The following is a 15,119-nucleotide window of genomic DNA, read 5'->3' as shown; positions in this document are numbered from 1 at the left end:
TGATCACGGTGATCACGCCAGGTTCTGCAGTAGTTGCGCTTCGGCCAGGCAGACCTTCGCGAACTCCTGCAGATGCAGGCCTTCGTCGACCCCGTGGGCCCGGGTGTCCGGGTCCTCGACGCCGGTGACCAGCACCGCCGCGTGCGGAAAAGCCTGCTGGAACTCGGCGATGAACGGGATCGAGCCGCCCATCCCGGTGTCCACCGGCTCCACACCCCACGCCGTCGCGAAGGCGGACCGGGCCGCGTCGTACGCCGCGCCGCGGGCGTTGATCGAGCAGGGCTGGCCGATATCCCCTTCTGTCACGGTGACCTGGGCACCCCACGGGACGTTCTGCTCGAGATGGTTGCACAGGGCCTGCATCGCCTTGGTCGAGTCGTCACCCGGTGCGACCCGGAGGCTGACCTTGGCCTTCGCGACCGGGACCAGCGTGTTGCTGGCGTCCGCGACCCGCGGGGCGTCGATCGCCAGCACGGAGATGGCCGGCCTGGTCCACAACCGGTCCACCAGGGTGCCGGACCCGATCAGCCGCACCGAGTCCAGCACGCTCGACTCCGCGCGGAACCGGTCCTCCGGGTACTCCAGCTCGGCGGCCCGGCTCGCGTGCAGACCGTCGACGGCGACGTCACCGTTGTCGTCGTGCAACGTGGCCAGCAAGCGGCACAAGGTGGTCAGCGCGTCCGGCACCGCGCCACCGAAGAGGCCGGAGTGGACCGCGTGGTCGAGGGTCCGCACCTCCACGTAGCAGTCGACGAGACCCCGCAGCGACACGGTCAACGCCGGCTGGCCGATCGCCCAGTTGCCCGAGTCCGCGATCACGATCGCGTCCGAGGTGAGCTCCTCGGCGTACTCGTCCAGCAACTGCAGCAGGGTCGGCGAGCCGATCTCCTCCTCGCCCTCGACGAACACGGTCACGCCGACCGGCAGATCGTTGCCGAAGGCCCGTACGGCGGCGAGGTGGGCCGCGATCCCGGCCTTGTCGTCGGCGGCACCGCGGGCGTACAGCCGGTCGCCGCGCTCGGTCGGCTCGAACGGCGGCGAGGTCCACTCGTCGAGAGACCCGGTCGGCTGGACGTCGTGGTGCGCGTACAGCAGCACGGTCGGCTTGCCCGCCGGCGCAGGCTTCTTCGCGATCACCGCGGGCGCGCCGTCCCCGGCCCGGACGATCCGGACCGTGAAGCCCTCGGCCTCGAACAACGCGGCGGTCGCCTCGGCGGACCGCTGGACGTCGGCCGCCCGGGCCGGGTCCGCGCTGACCGAGGGAATCCGGATGAGGTCCTCGAGGTCGGCGCGGACGGAGGGCAGAACGCGGTCGATCGCCGCGGCAAGATCGGTCATGCGCCTACCGTACGGCGTCCTCCCGCCCGGTTCATCGGCCGGTCGAGACCGTTGTTGCGGCGTTGTCGCGCTGCTGTTGACGCTCAGTTGGGCCGCCGCGAGCTCTCGCCGGTGAGGATTTTCCGGCTTACCTTGGAATTCCCGAAGGTTACCGCCCCAACCTGAGAGGACCTCCGCCCATGCCCCGACGTCTCCCGCTCGGAATCGCCCTCCTCGCCACCGCGACCGCCCTCACCGCGGTCGCCGCCCCGGTCGTCGCCCCCACCGTCGCGCAGGCCGCGATCAGCTGCGACACCGCGACCACCGGCGGCGCCACCTTCTACGACGGACCGTCCGCCTCGAAGAAGTACGACGCCCGGTTCAGCAACAGCCACGGCATCCCCAACCTGTCGACGCACACGCCGCAGGGCGCCGGGACCTGGTACAACTGGGACGGCGCCGGCCGGAACCTGCTGCTGGTCGCCTCGTACCGGGCCGGCGCGGACTCGCAGATCTACGGGATCGACCCGGCGAACGGCTCGGTCGTCGGCGTCGTCGCGATCGCCGAGTCCCACGTCGGCGGCATCACCACGAGCAAGGGCTGGGCGTTCGTGTCCGGCGCCGGCAGCTCGATCCGCAAGTACCGGCTGACCGAGTTGCGCGACGCGCTGAAGGCCGCCGGGACGCCTTATCTCGCCCAGGTCGGGACCGCGCGGGAGGTGGCCGGCTCCTCGTTCCTGACCAGACTACGGCGACTCGTTGTGGTCCGGCACGTTCAACGCGGACGGCCGCGGCACGATGTACGAGTACAAGATCGCCGACGACGGCACACTCACCACGGTCGCCGGTGCGTGGGAGATCCCGACCAAGACACAGGGCCTGATGGTCACCGCGAACCACTTCGTCTACAGCACGTCGTACGGTCGCGGGAACCGCAGCAACCTGTACGTGGTGAAGCGCGGGCAGAAGGACCTGGACGCGGCCGCGTTGAGCTGCTTCCGGGCACCGAGCATGACCGAGGGCATCACCGAGTACAACGGCACCGCGTACCTGGTCTACGAGTCCGCGTCGCACCTGTACGGAAGTGACCCGGCGACGCTGAACGTGATCCCGCGGCTGCACAAGGCGTCGGTGTCGTCGCTGCTGTCGCTGGTGCCCTAGACGGTGTAGGTCGCCGAATCGGTGACCTCGGCCAGCGTGTCGGGGTCACCGGTCCGGACCTGGATCCGCAGCAGCTGGCTCGCGGAGATCTGGACGAAGCGCTCCCTGATCAGCACGTCGGCGCAGCGGTACTCGAAGGTCACCCCGGCCTTCCCGCCGAACTCGCCGGTCGTCGAACCGGCCGCGGTACAGCCGGACGGCGCCGCACTCGTGGTCGGGAGCGCCTTGGCGGAGACGACGCCGAGGAAGACGCCCGGGACGTTCCGGGTGCTCTGCCACTCATCGGTCCGGGTGCTGACGAGCAACGCTGACTCGTCGGTGGCGACGGCCTTCTGGTTCCAGTCGCGGGGTACGTCGACCGCCAGCCGGCCCGCGATGACCGTCACCGGCCGGCTCATCACGAGCTGGTACCCGCCGTACCCACCGCCCGCGGCGAGCAGGACGGCGAGCACCACGGCGACCAGCCAGGCCCTGGTCCGGCGCGGCTCCTTGGTTCCACCGCCGCCCGCCGGCTCAACGGCTGCCGTCGCCGCATCGGTGTCGCTCGCGGTCCCCGCCGCGCTCTTGGCTTCAGCAGTGCTCGTCCCTGCCGCGCTTGTGGCTCCGGCCGTGTCGGCGCTCGCGGCGACCGTCGGGTGGTCGGCGTTGCCGAGCTGGGTCTGCTGGTCGAGCGCACCCGGGCCGGTCGCCGCCTCGCGATCCGCCGGGACCAGGTCCGCGGGGATCTTGCCGGTCCGGTGCGCCTCGTCCAACGCGGTGAGGAAGGAGGCCAGATCGGGCCAGCGCCGGTCGCGATCCGGTTCGAGGGCCCGCCGGACGACCACGTCGATCGCCTCCGGGATGTCCTCCCGCAGGGTCGTCATCGAAGGCGGCGGAGCGTCGATGCGCATCACGGCGCCCAGGCTGTTCACACCGTGCGGCGCCTGGCCGGTGAACGCGGCGTACGCGACCGCGCCGAGCGAGTACAGGTCGGCGCGGTGGTCCAGCCGGTCCCCCATCACCTGCTCGGGCGCGACGTACGCCGGGGTGCCGCCGGGCATGGTCAGCTGCGACACGGTCTCCAGCGACTTGCCGAGCCCGAGGTCGCCGAGCATCGCCCGGTCACCGGCGGGATCGGTCCGGAACAGCACGTTCGCCGGTTTCACGTCCCGGTGCAGGACCCCGCGCGCATGCAACTGGCGCAGCCCGCTGCCGACCTGGCCGATCACCTTGACGACCTCGCCGATCGCCAGCGGCCCGGCCTTGATCCGATCCGCGAGCGACCCGCCGTCGGCATAGGTGAGGACCAGGTACGGGCGGCCGTCCTCCGCCTCGCCGATGTCGTGCACGCCGACGACGTACGGCGAGTCGACCCGGCGCAGGAACCGCCCCTCGGCCAGGAATCGGCGGCGGACGTCGTCCTCGTCGATCCAGTTGTCCGACAGGATCTTGACCGCGACCTCGGCGTCCAGCTGCTCGTCCCGGGCCAGCCAAACGGTCGCGAAACCCCCGGCACCGACCCGGCGGACCAGGGCGTACCGGCCGATCCGCGCTGGCTGGTCCATCCCCGCATTATGCTCGATCCTTCCTGCGACCGGGTCGCTGCACCGGTCGCCGGGCGAACAAACCGCCCGGTCCCGGCGTCTCACCGGGGTCAGTAGCCCCGGCCGGCACCCGCCGGCCGGCCGTGAGAACCGGGAACGAGCAGAGTGAGATCTCCGAACGCCGCCGTCACCGCGACGCTGGCCGCCGTCGCGGTCCTCGCCGTCGTCGCCGGTGGCGTGGCCGCCGACCGCCGGCGCCCCGTGGACGGACCGGCCGCCGCCGCGGCGCCGCTCCCGGTCCCGTCGACGACCCCGACGACGGTCCCGATGACCCCGAAGCCGACGGCGAAACCGACGGCGCCGACTGACACCGCCAAGGTGAAGCTCGATCTCGCCAAGCTGCCGACCGGGCGGGCACCCCAGCTGCAGTACCGGCTCGGGCGGGTCGTCGCCGGTGGAACCCGTGGCGGCGTCAACTCCTCCGAGCGCGCGATGACGATCCCGGGCCGGAAGGACATCCTGCGGGCCGCCAACCGCGGCGGAAACCTGCTGGCCGTCCTCACCGACGACTCCGGCCGGACCGAGCTCGTCCGGACCGGCATCACCGAAGATCGCCCCGGCACCCCGATCCCCGACGTCGGCAGCCTCGTCCTGTCGCCGGACGAGACGACCGCCGCGTACGCGACCGCCCGGAGCAACCCCGACAACACCCGCGCCAAGGGCAGCACGGTGACCTGGGAGCGGGACACGGTTCGTACCCTGAAGCGGCCGAACGACTGGGGTTCGCACGTCCTGGCCGTCACCGGGGACAAGATCTGGTTCCGCGCGGACACCGACCAGAACGGGACCACCAGCGCCCTGTACGTCTGGGACTCGGCGAGCGGCGACGTCGAGCGGATCAGCGGCGTCCGATCGCCGGTCGGCGTGGATCCCACCGGCGCGCTGGCCGCGGACTTCGTCGCCGGTGCGGCCCAGAACTTCTGTTCCACGGTCACCGAGCTGCCGTCGGGGAGCCGGCGCTGGCTGACCTGCGACTACGCGATCGCCGGTTTCACCCCGGACACGAACACCACCATCGGTACGCCCGACTTCCGCAACGGCGGCGCCGATCCGCTCGTCGTCGCGCTCGATTCCGCTGACGGCAAGGTCCGGCGCGAGTGGACCGGCCCGCAGTTCCGCCAGGCGGTGGCCGAGGACGACGACCACCTGCTGCTGGTCGCCGACAGCGGCGAGGGGACCCGCGGCGCGATCATCCGCTGCACCATCAGTACCGGCGGCTGCGAGCTGGCGACGCCGCTGACCGACCGTCCGAGATCGGACCTACAGCTGTTGGGAGACTGGTCATGAGGCCGACGAACACCCGACTGGCAGCCCTCGTCGCCTCGGCCGCGGTCGCCGCGGTCGCCATCGGGGGCGTGCTCGCGTACCAGCAGGGACCCCGGGCCGACGGCGACGTCGCCGCGCCCCTGGTGGGCCCGTCCACCACCCCGAGCGGTACCCCGTCCAGTACCCCGTCGCGTACGCCGTCGACTACTCCGTCGAGCCCGTCCGTGAAGCCGTCGATGACGCCCAGCGGACCGACGTACACGGGCCCGACCAAGGTCGCGTTGAAGCTCAGCAAGCTGCCGAGCGGCCGGGCTCCGCAGATCCCGTACCTGGTGGGCCGTGAGATCCGCGGCGGCGCGGGGGACCCGGTGAAGATCCCCGGCAACGAGCAGATCCAGCGGATCGCCCGAGTCGGTGGCGCCGCCCTCGCGGTGGTCACCAAGGGCACCGGGACCGAGCTGCTGAAGATCCGGTACGACGGGTACGAGCCGGAGCGGATCCCGGACGTCACCACGATCGTGACCACCGACGACCAGTCGGCCGCGGCGTACGCGGCGTCCAAGCTCAGCTCCGACGGCGAGGTACTCCGCGGCGGCACCCTGTACGCCGAGGTGGCGGACGACGAGACCCGCCGGGACAAGCTGAGCCTGCCGAAGGCGTGGCACGTCGAGGTGATCGCGTACGCGGGTGGCAAGGTCTGGTTCCAGTGGTCGGACGAGAACGGCACCCCGAGCTGGAACCTGTCCAGCTGGGTCCCCGGTACGTCCACCTCGACCCTGGTCAAGACGGTCCCGAACCCGATCGGCGTCAGCCAGGACGGCCTGCTCGCCTCGTCCCGCACGGTGATGGGTGATGCCGGTACCTGCTCCTTCCTCACAGAAGTTGCCACCGGCAAACGCCTGTGGCGCACCTGCGAGTACCAGCCGGTCGCCTTCACCGCCGACCGCCAGACCGCCGTCGGCGCCCCCTCGTACCAGGACGGCTACGCCGACGGCATCTCCGCCGCCCTCGACACCAGGAACGGCAACCTGCTCCGCGAATGGAGCGGCCTCTCCTTCAAACGCACGGTCGTCGAGGACGACCAGCACTTCCTGATCGAAGCCGACGACGGCCCCGAAACCAAGGGAGCCCTCATCCGCTGCGCCCTCCCCACCGGCAAATGCGAACTGGCCACCCCCATCTCCACCACCCAGGTCATGCTCTCCTCCTGACAGCTTTCTGCCGGCGGCCTCAGCGCCGGTAGGCCGGCGCGATGGCCCGGGCCAGGTCGAGGACTTTTGCGGACTTGGTCGTCAACGGGGGGTAACCGGCGGCGTTGACGTACGCGTTCTCGGTGATCTTGTAAGCCAGGAAGCCGTCGTCCTGCTGCCAGCCCTCCTTGCCGACCGCGACTCGGCGAACCCAGGACCTCGAGTCGTCACCGGCGTCCTTCAGGTTCGTGAAACCTAGCCAGGCCTCCGAGGCCGGTCCGCCGCCCTCGGTGGACGCCGCTCGGCGTTGCGAGCCCCACCGACACGTGACGAATCCGTTGACCAACGTGTCCCGCCGAGCTGACGCCTTGGCTTCCAGCAGTCGCTCCGCGGCGGCAGTCCCCCGGTCGCACTCCGGGCGCCGTTGAATCGCCTGCGCGGCCGGGATTCCTCCGGGCAGGCTGTCGATCGTCTGTGCGACGGCCTCGACTGCTTCGAGTTGCCCCTCGCCGCTGACGTTCTGGCGGACTCTCACCAGTCGTCCACCGGTCCGGAACACCAGCCATGGACCGGACGCTGCTGGATTCACCGACCAAGAGTCCTGGCCGACCGCGCCGTCGACCGGTTCGACGACGAAGCGATCCTTCAGCCCGCGTTCTTCGACCTTCCGGAACTCGGCCGCATCCGCGGCCGAAACGGGCAGGACCGTCACCGAGATCTTGTACCGGTTGTTCGGATCGGCAAAGTTCGTCAGCTGGCAGACGTCCGAGAGCGGAAAGGGACCAGGCGGCTGATCCTCGGCCTTCCAGTCGCCGGCAAGCGTCGGCCGTACGCGGTCGCACAGGCTTCCGGCCGGTAGCGGGGCCGGCGTGTTCCTCGCGGATGTCTGATGCGCGGCAGACTCCTCCCGGCCGGCGTCGCAGCCGGACAATGCCATCAGGACAACCACACCGGTGAGGCCGATAATTGCTCGGCGCACAGTCCACACCCCCAGAAAGCACCCCCGCAGACCACCTGTCTGCCGACGGCAGAGTAGATGGTTGTGGGCCACGCCGAAAATGCAGACTGGGCGGTATGCGATCTGTTGCTGTTCTGGCCGATGTTCATGGGGTGCTGCCGGCTTTGGAGGCGGTGTTGGCCGAGCCTGAGGTTCAGGCTGCTGAGACGGTTGTGCTGGCTGGGGATCTTGCCAGTGGGCCGATGCCGGTGGAGACGTTGGACTTGCTGGTGGGGCTTGGGGCGCGGGCTTTGTGGGTTCGGGGGAATGCAGATCGGGAGTTGGTCTCGATGGCTCGCGGCGAACCTGTGGATCCGCCGGATGCCGTGACTCCTTGGGCGGCTTCGCAGTTGCGGGCTGATCAGGTGGAGTTGCTGGCTGGCCTGCCGACTTCGGTGACTGTCGGGGACGTTCTGTTCTGTCATGCGACGCCTCGGGACGACGAGGAGATGGTGCTCGTGGACAGTCCGATCTCGCGGTGGGCGGAGGTGTTCAGCGTCGTACCGACTGACGTGCGGACCGTGGTTTGTGGGCACACGCACATGCCGTTCGCGCGGCAGGTGGATCGGCGGCTCGTGGTGAACGCGGGCAGCGTCGGGATGCCGTACGGGGCGCCTGGTCCGAGCTGGGCCTTGCTCACCGCCGACGGTGTGCAGTTGAGGCGTGCACCGTTCGACGCGGAAGCTGCGGCCGAGCGGATCGTGCGGGAGTCGAAGTACCCGGGTCGCGAGGCGTGGGTCGACGAGTACGTGCGGTCCACCTATTCCGACACCGAGGCACTGGAGGCGTTCAGGCCGCGCGCCGGTGGTTGAGCGGCTACCGTCTTGGCATGTTCGCGCGGCGGCGGAAGCACTTCGGGACTCAGGCCGACAAGGCCACGTACGCGACGCTGCACACCGCGTCGCTCGCTTCCCCGAGCCTGCGGGAGGGGCTGACACCGGCCGCCGCCGGCAAGGCGAGCAAGCACCTGCGTGACCTGCTCGGCACCGCGGCCATCGCGATCTGTGACGGGTCCGGCGTCCTCGCGTGGGACGGAGTCGGCGGTCCGTACGAGTCGAACCACCGCGTCGACGCCAAGGCCATCGCAGCTCAGACCCTGCGCACCGGGCGGACCGCCGTACTCGGTGCGCACGACGTGGCCTGCGGGGACCCACAGTGTCCCATCCGTACCGCGGTGGTCGCGCCGATCGTCACGGAGGACCGCGTGGTCGCCGTCCTGCTCGCGTACAGCCCGCGTTCGTCGGCCGCGCTGGTCCGGGCGACGGAGGAGGTGGCCCGCTGGGTCTCCGGTCAGGTGGAGCTGGCCGAGCTCAACAAGGAGCGCACCCGGGCGATGGAGGCCGAGCTGCGCGCGCTCCGTGCCCAGATCAGTCCGCATTTCATCTACAACGCGCTCGCCGCGATCGCGTCGTTCGTGCGGACCGACCCGGAGCGCGCCCGGGAACTGCTGCTCGAGTTCGCCGACTTCTCCCGGTACGCACTCCGCCGGGGCGGCGAGTTCACCACGTTGGCGGACGAGCTGCGCAACGTGGAGCGGTACCTCGTCCTCGAGCAGGCGCGGTTCGGCGAACGCCTGACCGTCTCCCTGCTGGTCGCGCCCGAGGTGTTGTCGGTGGCGATCCCGTTTCTCGTCGTACAGCCGCTGGTGGAGAACGCTGTACGGCACGGGCTGGAGGGGACGACCGGGTCCGGGCGGATCACGCTGCGGGCGATGGACCGTGGGTCGGAGGCGGAGATCAGCGTGGAGGACGACGGCGCCGGCAGCGATCCCGAGGTGATCCGCGCGGCCCTGTCCGGCGAGTCCAGCAGCGACTCGGTCGGCCTCGGCAACGTGGATGCGCGGCTGCGCCAGGTGTACGGGGACGCGTACGGCCTGGTGGTGGAGACAGCGGTCGACGCGGGGACCAAGGTGAGCTTCCGCGTCCCGAAGTACTCGTCGGGCGTGCACGCGTCGGCCTGAGAACGGCACCGCCCACCCGCCGCGACCGGGTGCCCGTAAGAGGCCAGTGCCCTAACCTGTCGCCCATGGCCGACACCCCTCTCCGCGCCTTGGTCGCCGACGACGAGGAGCCCGCTCTGGCCGAGCTGGTGTACCTGTTGTCCCAGGACCCGCGGATCGGCGAGATCAGAACTGCGTCGAACGGCCCGGACGCGCTCAAGATCCTGCAGGGCGCCGATCTCGACGTGGTGTTCTGCGACATCAAGATGCCCGGGCTCGACGGCATCGACCTGGCCCGGGTGCTGTCCAAGTTCGCCAGCCGCCCACAGATCGTCTTCGTCACCGCGTACGACGAGCACGCGGTGGCCGCGTTCGACCTGGACGCCACCGACTACGTGATGAAACCGGTCCGCGCCGAACGGCTGGCCGAGGCGGTCCGCCGGGTGGTCAGCGCGGGTGGTCCGCAGGTGGTGCAGTCACCGGACGAGACCGACGACGAGGTGATCCCGGTCGAGCTGGCCGGGGTGACCCGGTTCGTCCAGCGGTCCACGGTCCGGTACGTCGAGGCGCAGGGCGACTACGCGCGGTTGCACACGGGCCAGAACTCGCACCTCGTCCGGGTCCCGCTGAGTACGTTGGAGGAGCGCTGGCGGGACGCGGGGTTCACCCGGATCCACCGCAGCACCCTGGTCGCGCTCGCGCACGTGGACGAGATGCGGGTGGACGGCGGCCGGTGCGCGGTCCGGGTCGGGGAGGACTGGCTCCCGGTCAGCCGCCGGCACACCCGCGAACTGCGCGACCTGCTGGTCCGTTCGACGTCGCTGCGGGGCTGACGTGCCCGCGCCCGACGACCCGGCCCCGGTCCCACGGCGCGTCCGCGTCACCAGTCCGCGGACGAGTGCGGCGCAGCGCAGTACGTCGCACACCGGGACCCGGGAGATCGACGAGCAGACCCGGGTCGGCGAGGTCTACATGCACTCGCTGATCCAGTCGCAGCTCCGCCTCACGCTCGCGGTGATCGGCGGTGCCGTGGTCGTCCTCGGCGGACTCCCGTTGCTCTTCTTCCTCGTCCCCGCGACCCGGACACTCGCCGTCGTCGGGGTACCGCTGCCGTGGTTGCTGCTCGGCGTGCTCGTCTACCCGGTCGTTTATGTTGCCGCGCGCATCTATGTCCGGCAGGCCGAGCGGATCGAGACCGAGTTCACCGAGTTCGTGGGGCGGCAGTAGATGTCCTCGGCGATGAGCCTGACCGCGATCGCGCTGGTGATCGTGGCGACCATCGGGATCGGCCTGTTCGGACTCCGGATCTCCCGCACCACCAGCGATTTCTACGTCGCCAGCCGGGCCGTGACGCCGCGCTGGAACGCCTCGGCGATCAGCGGGGAGTACCTGTCCGCCGCGTCCTTCCTCGGAGTCGCGGGCCTGGTCATCGTGAACGGCGCCGACATGCTGTGGTTCTCGGTCGGCTACACCGTCGGGTACCTGATGCTACTGGTCCTGATCGCGGCCCCGCTGCGTCGTTCGGGCGCGTACACGTTGCCGGACTTCGCGGAGACCCGGTTCGAGTCGGCGGTGGTCCGGCGGATCTGCTCGGCCCTGGTCGCCGGGATCGGCACGCTGTACCTGCTCCCGCAGTTGCGCGGCGCCGGGCTCACCGTCCAGACGGTGACGGGTGCTCCCCCGGCGGTCGGGGCGGCCTTGGTCGCGATCATCGTGGTGATCAACGTGGCCGCGGGCGGGATGCGCTCGATCACGTTCGTGCAGGCGTTCCAGTACTGGCTGAAGCTGACCGCGCTGGCGGCGCCGATCTTCGTGATCCTGATCGCCTGGCGGTCGATGGACCACCCGGTCGGCGTGCTCGACTCGTTGCACGGCGCCGGGTCGGAATGGGCCGAACCGCTGTCCCGCGAAGGCGGCCGCGACCACCCGCTGTACGCGACCTATTCGTTGCTGCTGGCCCTTTGTTTCGGAACGATGGGACTGCCGCACGTCCTGGTCCGCTTCTACACGAACCCGGACGGCCGCGCGGCCCGGCGGACGACGGTCGTGGTGCTCGCGTTGCTCGGCGCCTTCTACCTCTTCCCGCCTGTGTACGCCGTGCTCGGGCGGTCGTTCGCGCCCGATCTGCTCACCAGTGCCGCGGACACGGTCGTCCTCGAACTGCCCGGCCGGATCTTCCCCGGGACGGTCGGTGACCTGCTCGGCGCGTTGGTGGCGGCGGGCGCGTTCGCCGCGTTCCTGTCCACGTCGTCGGGTCTCACCGTCGCGATCGCGGGCGTCATCGACCAGGACCTGCTGCGGAACAGACTGCACCGGCTGACCGGCGGCGACTACCTCGCCGTGAACAGCTTCCGGATCGCGGCCGCGCTCGCGATCGCGGTGCCGTACCTGGCCTGGAACCTGACCGGCTCGCTCAGTCTCGCGGACACGGTCGGCCTGGCGTTCGCGGTGGCAGCGTCGACGTTCTGCCCGTTGCTGGTGCTCGGGATCTGGTGGCGCCGGATGTCGACCGTCGGCGCCGCGGCCGGCCTGCTGGTCGGCGGGATCGCCGCGATCACCGCGGTCCTGGTGAACGTCATCGATCCACCCCACGGCGGCTGGGCCGGCGCCCTGATCGGCCAGCCCGCCGCCTGGACGATGCCGCTCGCGTTCCTCACCGTGATCGTGGTCTCCAAGCTCACCCCGCACAAGATCCCGGCCGGCACCGCCCGCAGCATGGTCCGCCTCCACACCCCCGAAGCCGTCGACGTCGATCGAGGGTTCTCCCGTCCGTGAGGGGATGCGGACGCCCACCACTCACCAACGTCCCTGCCCGCCAGCGGTCCACGCCTGACCCGCGCTGGGGATTCGTGGTTCCCGGGGTTTGGTGAGTGCTGGAGGTACCGCTCGTCGTGTGGTTCCTACCGCTCGTCGCACGCGACGCTCCCGCCGGTCGAGGGCTGGGTGCCGCTGAGCGCTCGATGCGTGCCGGTGCTTCTGCCGGTACCGCGGGCGGGACCACAGTACGAGCTGCAACGCCCGCGCGCCGGCCACCGCCCGGCCCGACCACGTCTGGAGGTCCCGCGATGAGCGAAACGCGCCGCGCGGGTGACCCGGAACTGACGACGTACCGAGACGTCCAGCTGTCACCGGACTTCTCCGAGCTGCGTCGCCGGTTCCGGCGCTTCGTGTTCCCGATGACCGGCCTGTTCCTGGTCTGGTACTTCGTCTACGTCCTGCTCGCCGACTACGCCCCCGGGTTCATGTCGCACAAGCTGGTCGGCAACTTCAACGTCGGGTTGCTGCTCGGGCTCGGGCAGTTCGTCTCGACGTTCGCCATCACGATGATCTACGTCCGCTGGGCGGACCGCGAGATCGACCCGGCGGCCGAGCGGATGCGCACGCTGATCGAAGGTGAGGACCAGTGACCGCTCCCCTGCTGTTGCCCCAGGCAACCGACATCGGCAACCCGACCGTCAACATCGCGATCTTCGCGCTGTTCGTGGTGGCCACCCTGGCGATCGTGATCCGGGCCTCGCGCAACAACCGGACCGCGGCCGACTACTACGCCGGCGGCCGCTCGTTCACCGGCCCGCAGAACGGCATCGCGATCGCGGGCGACTACCTGTCCGCCGCGTCGTTCCTCGGGATCGCCGGCGCGATCGCGCTGAACGGGTACGACGGCTTCCTGTACTCGATCGGCTTCCTGGTCGCCTGGCTCGTCGCCCTGCTGCTGGTCGCGGAGTTGCTCCGGAACACCGGCCGCTTCACGATGGCCGACGTGCTGTCGTTCCGGCTGAAGCAGCGCCCGGTCCGGATGGCGGCCGCGATCTCGACGCTGGTGGTCTCCTTCTTCTACCTGCTCGCCCAGATGGCCGGCGCCGGCGGCCTGGTCGCGCTGCTGCTCGGCATCGACGGCCGGGCCGGTCAGAACCTGGTGATCGCGGTCGTCGGCCTGCTGATGATCACGTACGTCCTGGTCGGCGGCATGAAGGGCACCACCTGGGTCCAGATCGTCAAGGCCGTCCTGCTGGTGATCGGCGCCGGCATCATGACGCTGTGGGTGCTGGCCAAGTTCAGCTTCAACCTGTCCGGTCTGCTCGGCGGAGCGGTCGAGAAGAGCCCGGTCGGCGACAAGCTGCTCAACCCCGGCCTGCAGTACGGCATGACCGGGATCAGCAAGCTGGACTTCATCTCGCTGGCGCTCGCCCTGGTCCTCGGAACCGCGGGTCTGCCGCACGTGCTGATGCGCTTCTACACCGTGCCGAACTCCAAGGAAGCCCGCCGCAGCGTCAGCTGGGCGATCTGGATCATCGGCATCTTCTACCTCTTCACCCTGGTCCTCGGCTACGGCGCCGCGGCCCTGGTCGGGCCCGACGTCATCCGCGCCGCCCCCGGCAAGGCGAACTCGGCCGCACCCCTGCTCGCGTACGAGCTCGGCGGTGAACTCCTCCTCGGCGTCATCTCCGCGGTCGCGTTCGCCACCATCCTCGCGGTGGTGGCCGGCCTGACGATCACGGCGAGCGCGTCGTTCGCGCACGACGTGTACGGCCAGGTGATCAAGAAGGGCCAGGTCAGCGGTACCGGCGAGGTCCGGGTCGCCCGGATCACCGTGCTGGTGATCGGCGTGGTCGCGATCGTCGGCGGGATCTTCGCCAACGGCCAGAACGTCGCCTTCCTGGTCGCCCTGGCGTTCGCCGTCGCGGCCAGCGCGAACCTGCCGACCATCCTGTACTCGCTGTTCTGGAAGCGGTTCACCACCCGCGGCGCGCTCTGGAGCATCTACGGCGGCCTGGGGTCCGCGATCATCCTGATCGCCTTCTCCCCGGTCGTCTCCGGCAAGGTCGACAAGAAGACCGGCCAGAGCCTGTCGATGATCACCGACACCTCGATCGACTTCCACTGGTTCCCGCTGGACAACCCCGGCATCGTCTCGATCCCGCTCGCGTTCTTCCTGGGCTGGCTCGGCACGGTCACCAGCAAGGAAGTCATCAACGTCGACAAGTACGCCGAGATGGAGGTCCGCTCCCTGACCGGAGCAGGTGCCGAAAAGGCAGTCCAGCACTGACCGCCGCTCCGGTCCTCCGCTGCACGAGGACCGGACCGGCCCGGCGGGGGTGTCACTGGCGGCACCCCCGCCCCAAGCCCTGTCAGGCGGGTCCAGCAGACCAACCGCGAACCCGCCTGACAGCACCACCCAAGAACGGGCCCAGCCCCTCCATCTGGGCCCGTTCTTGCAGGTCGTTACGGTGCGGAGCACGAGTACGAAGGTGATCGGCGTGGTGGGCAGCTCCGCGGGCGGCGTCGAGCACCTACGGTCCGGCTTGGTCGAGCCGTTGATCGCCGAGGGTTACCAGGTCGCCGTGACGCTTACACCGACCGCGGCCCGCTGGCTGTTCCCGAGGGTGAACGCGGGACATGCTCGACACCCTTCGTGGGAAGGGCATCTCGGGTTGTTGCGGAAGGCGGAGGTGCGGCTGGTGTACGGCGAGGACGTGTGGGCGTTGCGCCAACCACAGGCGGCCGGGATCGCTCGACCGTTGCCTTGGGCGACGATTTTGGGCGAGCTACTGGAGATGGTGGGTTAGGGTTCGGCCGGCTGGGCCGGCATGCGGCTTGGGGGCCCAGCCACGCTGCCCGCTTCCGCACGAACCTGTCCCATTTTTCCAGGTCACCGCGACGAAGGA

15 protein-coding genes are annotated in these 15,119 nt (G+C 70.2%); 11 read left to right on the top strand and 4 right to left on the bottom strand.

The window, feature by feature from the left end; translation table 11 throughout:
- Window positions 1-12: 12 nt before the first annotated feature.
- Entirely contained in the window at window positions 13-1,338 is a 1,326-nt protein-coding gene (locus FB561_RS11330; RefSeq protein ID WP_145805815.1) for a dipeptidase, read from the bottom strand.
- A 493-nt stretch (window positions 1,339-1,831) separates the two neighbouring features.
- Window positions 1,832-1,957 carry a hypothetical protein gene (locus tag FB561_RS38970; RefSeq protein WP_272952541.1) on the bottom strand — a complete coding sequence of 42 codons (126 nt, stop codon included), beginning with the start codon at window positions 1,955-1,957 and terminating at the stop codon, window positions 1,832-1,834.
- A 119-nt stretch (window positions 1,958-2,076) separates the two neighbouring features.
- On the opposite strand from FB561_RS38970, the gene FB561_RS38580 reads away from it, so the two are divergent.
- Window positions 2,077-2,478, top strand: coding sequence for a hypothetical protein (locus FB561_RS38580; protein WP_238334768.1), 402 nt, complete (start codon window positions 2,077-2,079; stop codon window positions 2,476-2,478).
- On the opposite strand, the gene FB561_RS11320 is transcribed toward FB561_RS38580, so the two are convergent.
- Complete coding sequence (locus FB561_RS11320) at window positions 2,475-4,022, bottom strand: serine/threonine-protein kinase (RefSeq protein WP_145805813.1); 1,548 nt, start codon at window positions 4,020-4,022, stop codon at window positions 2,475-2,477. The two genes, FB561_RS38580 and FB561_RS11320, sit on opposite strands and share 4 nt — an antisense overlap.
- 144 nt (window positions 4,023-4,166) lie before the next feature.
- On the opposite strand from FB561_RS11320, the gene FB561_RS11315 reads away from it, so the two are divergent.
- The gene (locus FB561_RS11315; protein ID WP_145805811.1) at window positions 4,167-5,348 is read left to right on the top strand and encodes a hypothetical protein; all 1,182 of its coding nucleotides are present in this window, start codon (window positions 4,167-4,169) and stop codon (window positions 5,346-5,348) included.
- On the top strand, window positions 5,345-6,538 hold the full coding sequence (locus FB561_RS38220) for a hypothetical protein (RefSeq protein WP_202880948.1): 1,194 nt from the start codon (window positions 5,345-5,347) through the stop codon (window positions 6,536-6,538). Before FB561_RS11315 ends, FB561_RS38220 begins: the two co-directional genes overlap by 4 nt.
- 19 nt (window positions 6,539-6,557) lie before the next feature.
- Here the strand turns inward: FB561_RS38220 and FB561_RS11305 are convergent, their stop codons facing one another.
- The gene (locus tag FB561_RS11305; RefSeq protein WP_145805809.1) at window positions 6,558-7,505 is read right to left on the bottom strand and encodes a hypothetical protein; all 948 of its coding nucleotides are present in this window, start codon (window positions 7,503-7,505) and stop codon (window positions 6,558-6,560) included.
- Window positions 7,506-7,591: 86 nt separating this feature from the next.
- On the opposite strand from FB561_RS11305, the gene FB561_RS11300 reads away from it, so the two are divergent.
- The 8 genes from FB561_RS11300 to FB561_RS11265 all read left to right on the top strand — a co-directional run bounded on the left by FB561_RS11300 (window position 7,592) and on the right by FB561_RS11265 (window position 15,020).
- Window positions 7,592-8,326: a metallophosphoesterase family protein gene (locus FB561_RS11300; RefSeq protein WP_145805807.1), complete on the top strand. Its 735-nt coding sequence runs from the start codon at window positions 7,592-7,594 to the stop codon at window positions 8,324-8,326.
- A 17-nt stretch (window positions 8,327-8,343) separates the two neighbouring features.
- The gene (locus FB561_RS11295) at window positions 8,344-9,474 is read left to right on the top strand and encodes a histidine kinase (RefSeq protein ID WP_145805805.1); all 1,131 of its coding nucleotides are present in this window, start codon (window positions 8,344-8,346) and stop codon (window positions 9,472-9,474) included.
- Window positions 9,475-9,539: 65 nt separating this feature from the next.
- Window positions 9,540-10,286, top strand: a complete 747-nt coding sequence (locus tag FB561_RS11290) for a LytR/AlgR family response regulator transcription factor (RefSeq protein ID WP_145805803.1) — start codon at window positions 9,540-9,542, stop codon at window positions 10,284-10,286.
- 1 nt (window position 10,287) lies between these two features.
- Window positions 10,288-10,680 carry a hypothetical protein gene (locus FB561_RS11285; protein ID WP_145805801.1) on the top strand — a complete coding sequence of 131 codons (393 nt, stop codon included), beginning with the start codon at window positions 10,288-10,290 and terminating at the stop codon, window positions 10,678-10,680.
- Window positions 10,681-12,228, top strand: a complete 1,548-nt coding sequence (locus tag FB561_RS11280) for a sodium/solute symporter (RefSeq protein ID WP_145805799.1) — start codon at window positions 10,681-10,683, stop codon at window positions 12,226-12,228. It abuts the gene before it with no gap.
- A gap of 290 nt (window positions 12,229-12,518) precedes the next feature.
- Entirely contained in the window at window positions 12,519-12,860 is a 342-nt protein-coding gene (locus FB561_RS11275; RefSeq protein ID WP_145805797.1) for a DUF485 domain-containing protein, read from the top strand.
- A complete protein-coding gene (locus tag FB561_RS11270; RefSeq protein ID WP_145805795.1) occupies window positions 12,857-14,500 on the top strand; it encodes a solute symporter family protein in 1,644 nt (547 codons plus the stop codon). Before FB561_RS11275 ends, FB561_RS11270 begins: the two co-directional genes overlap by 4 nt.
- A 181-nt stretch (window positions 14,501-14,681) precedes the next feature.
- Window positions 14,682-15,020, top strand: a complete 339-nt coding sequence (locus FB561_RS11265) for a hypothetical protein (protein WP_202880589.1) — start codon at window positions 14,682-14,684, stop codon at window positions 15,018-15,020.
- The last annotated feature ends 99 nt before the right edge of the window (window positions 15,021-15,119 follow it).

The organism is Kribbella amoyensis, from assembly GCF_007828865.1.
In the GTDB taxonomy this organism is placed as follows: Bacteria; Actinomycetota; Actinomycetes; order Propionibacteriales; family Kribbellaceae; genus Kribbella; species Kribbella amoyensis.
The sequence above is the reverse complement of the archived record's forward strand: the minus strand, read 5'-3'. Positions and strand labels throughout refer to the sequence as shown.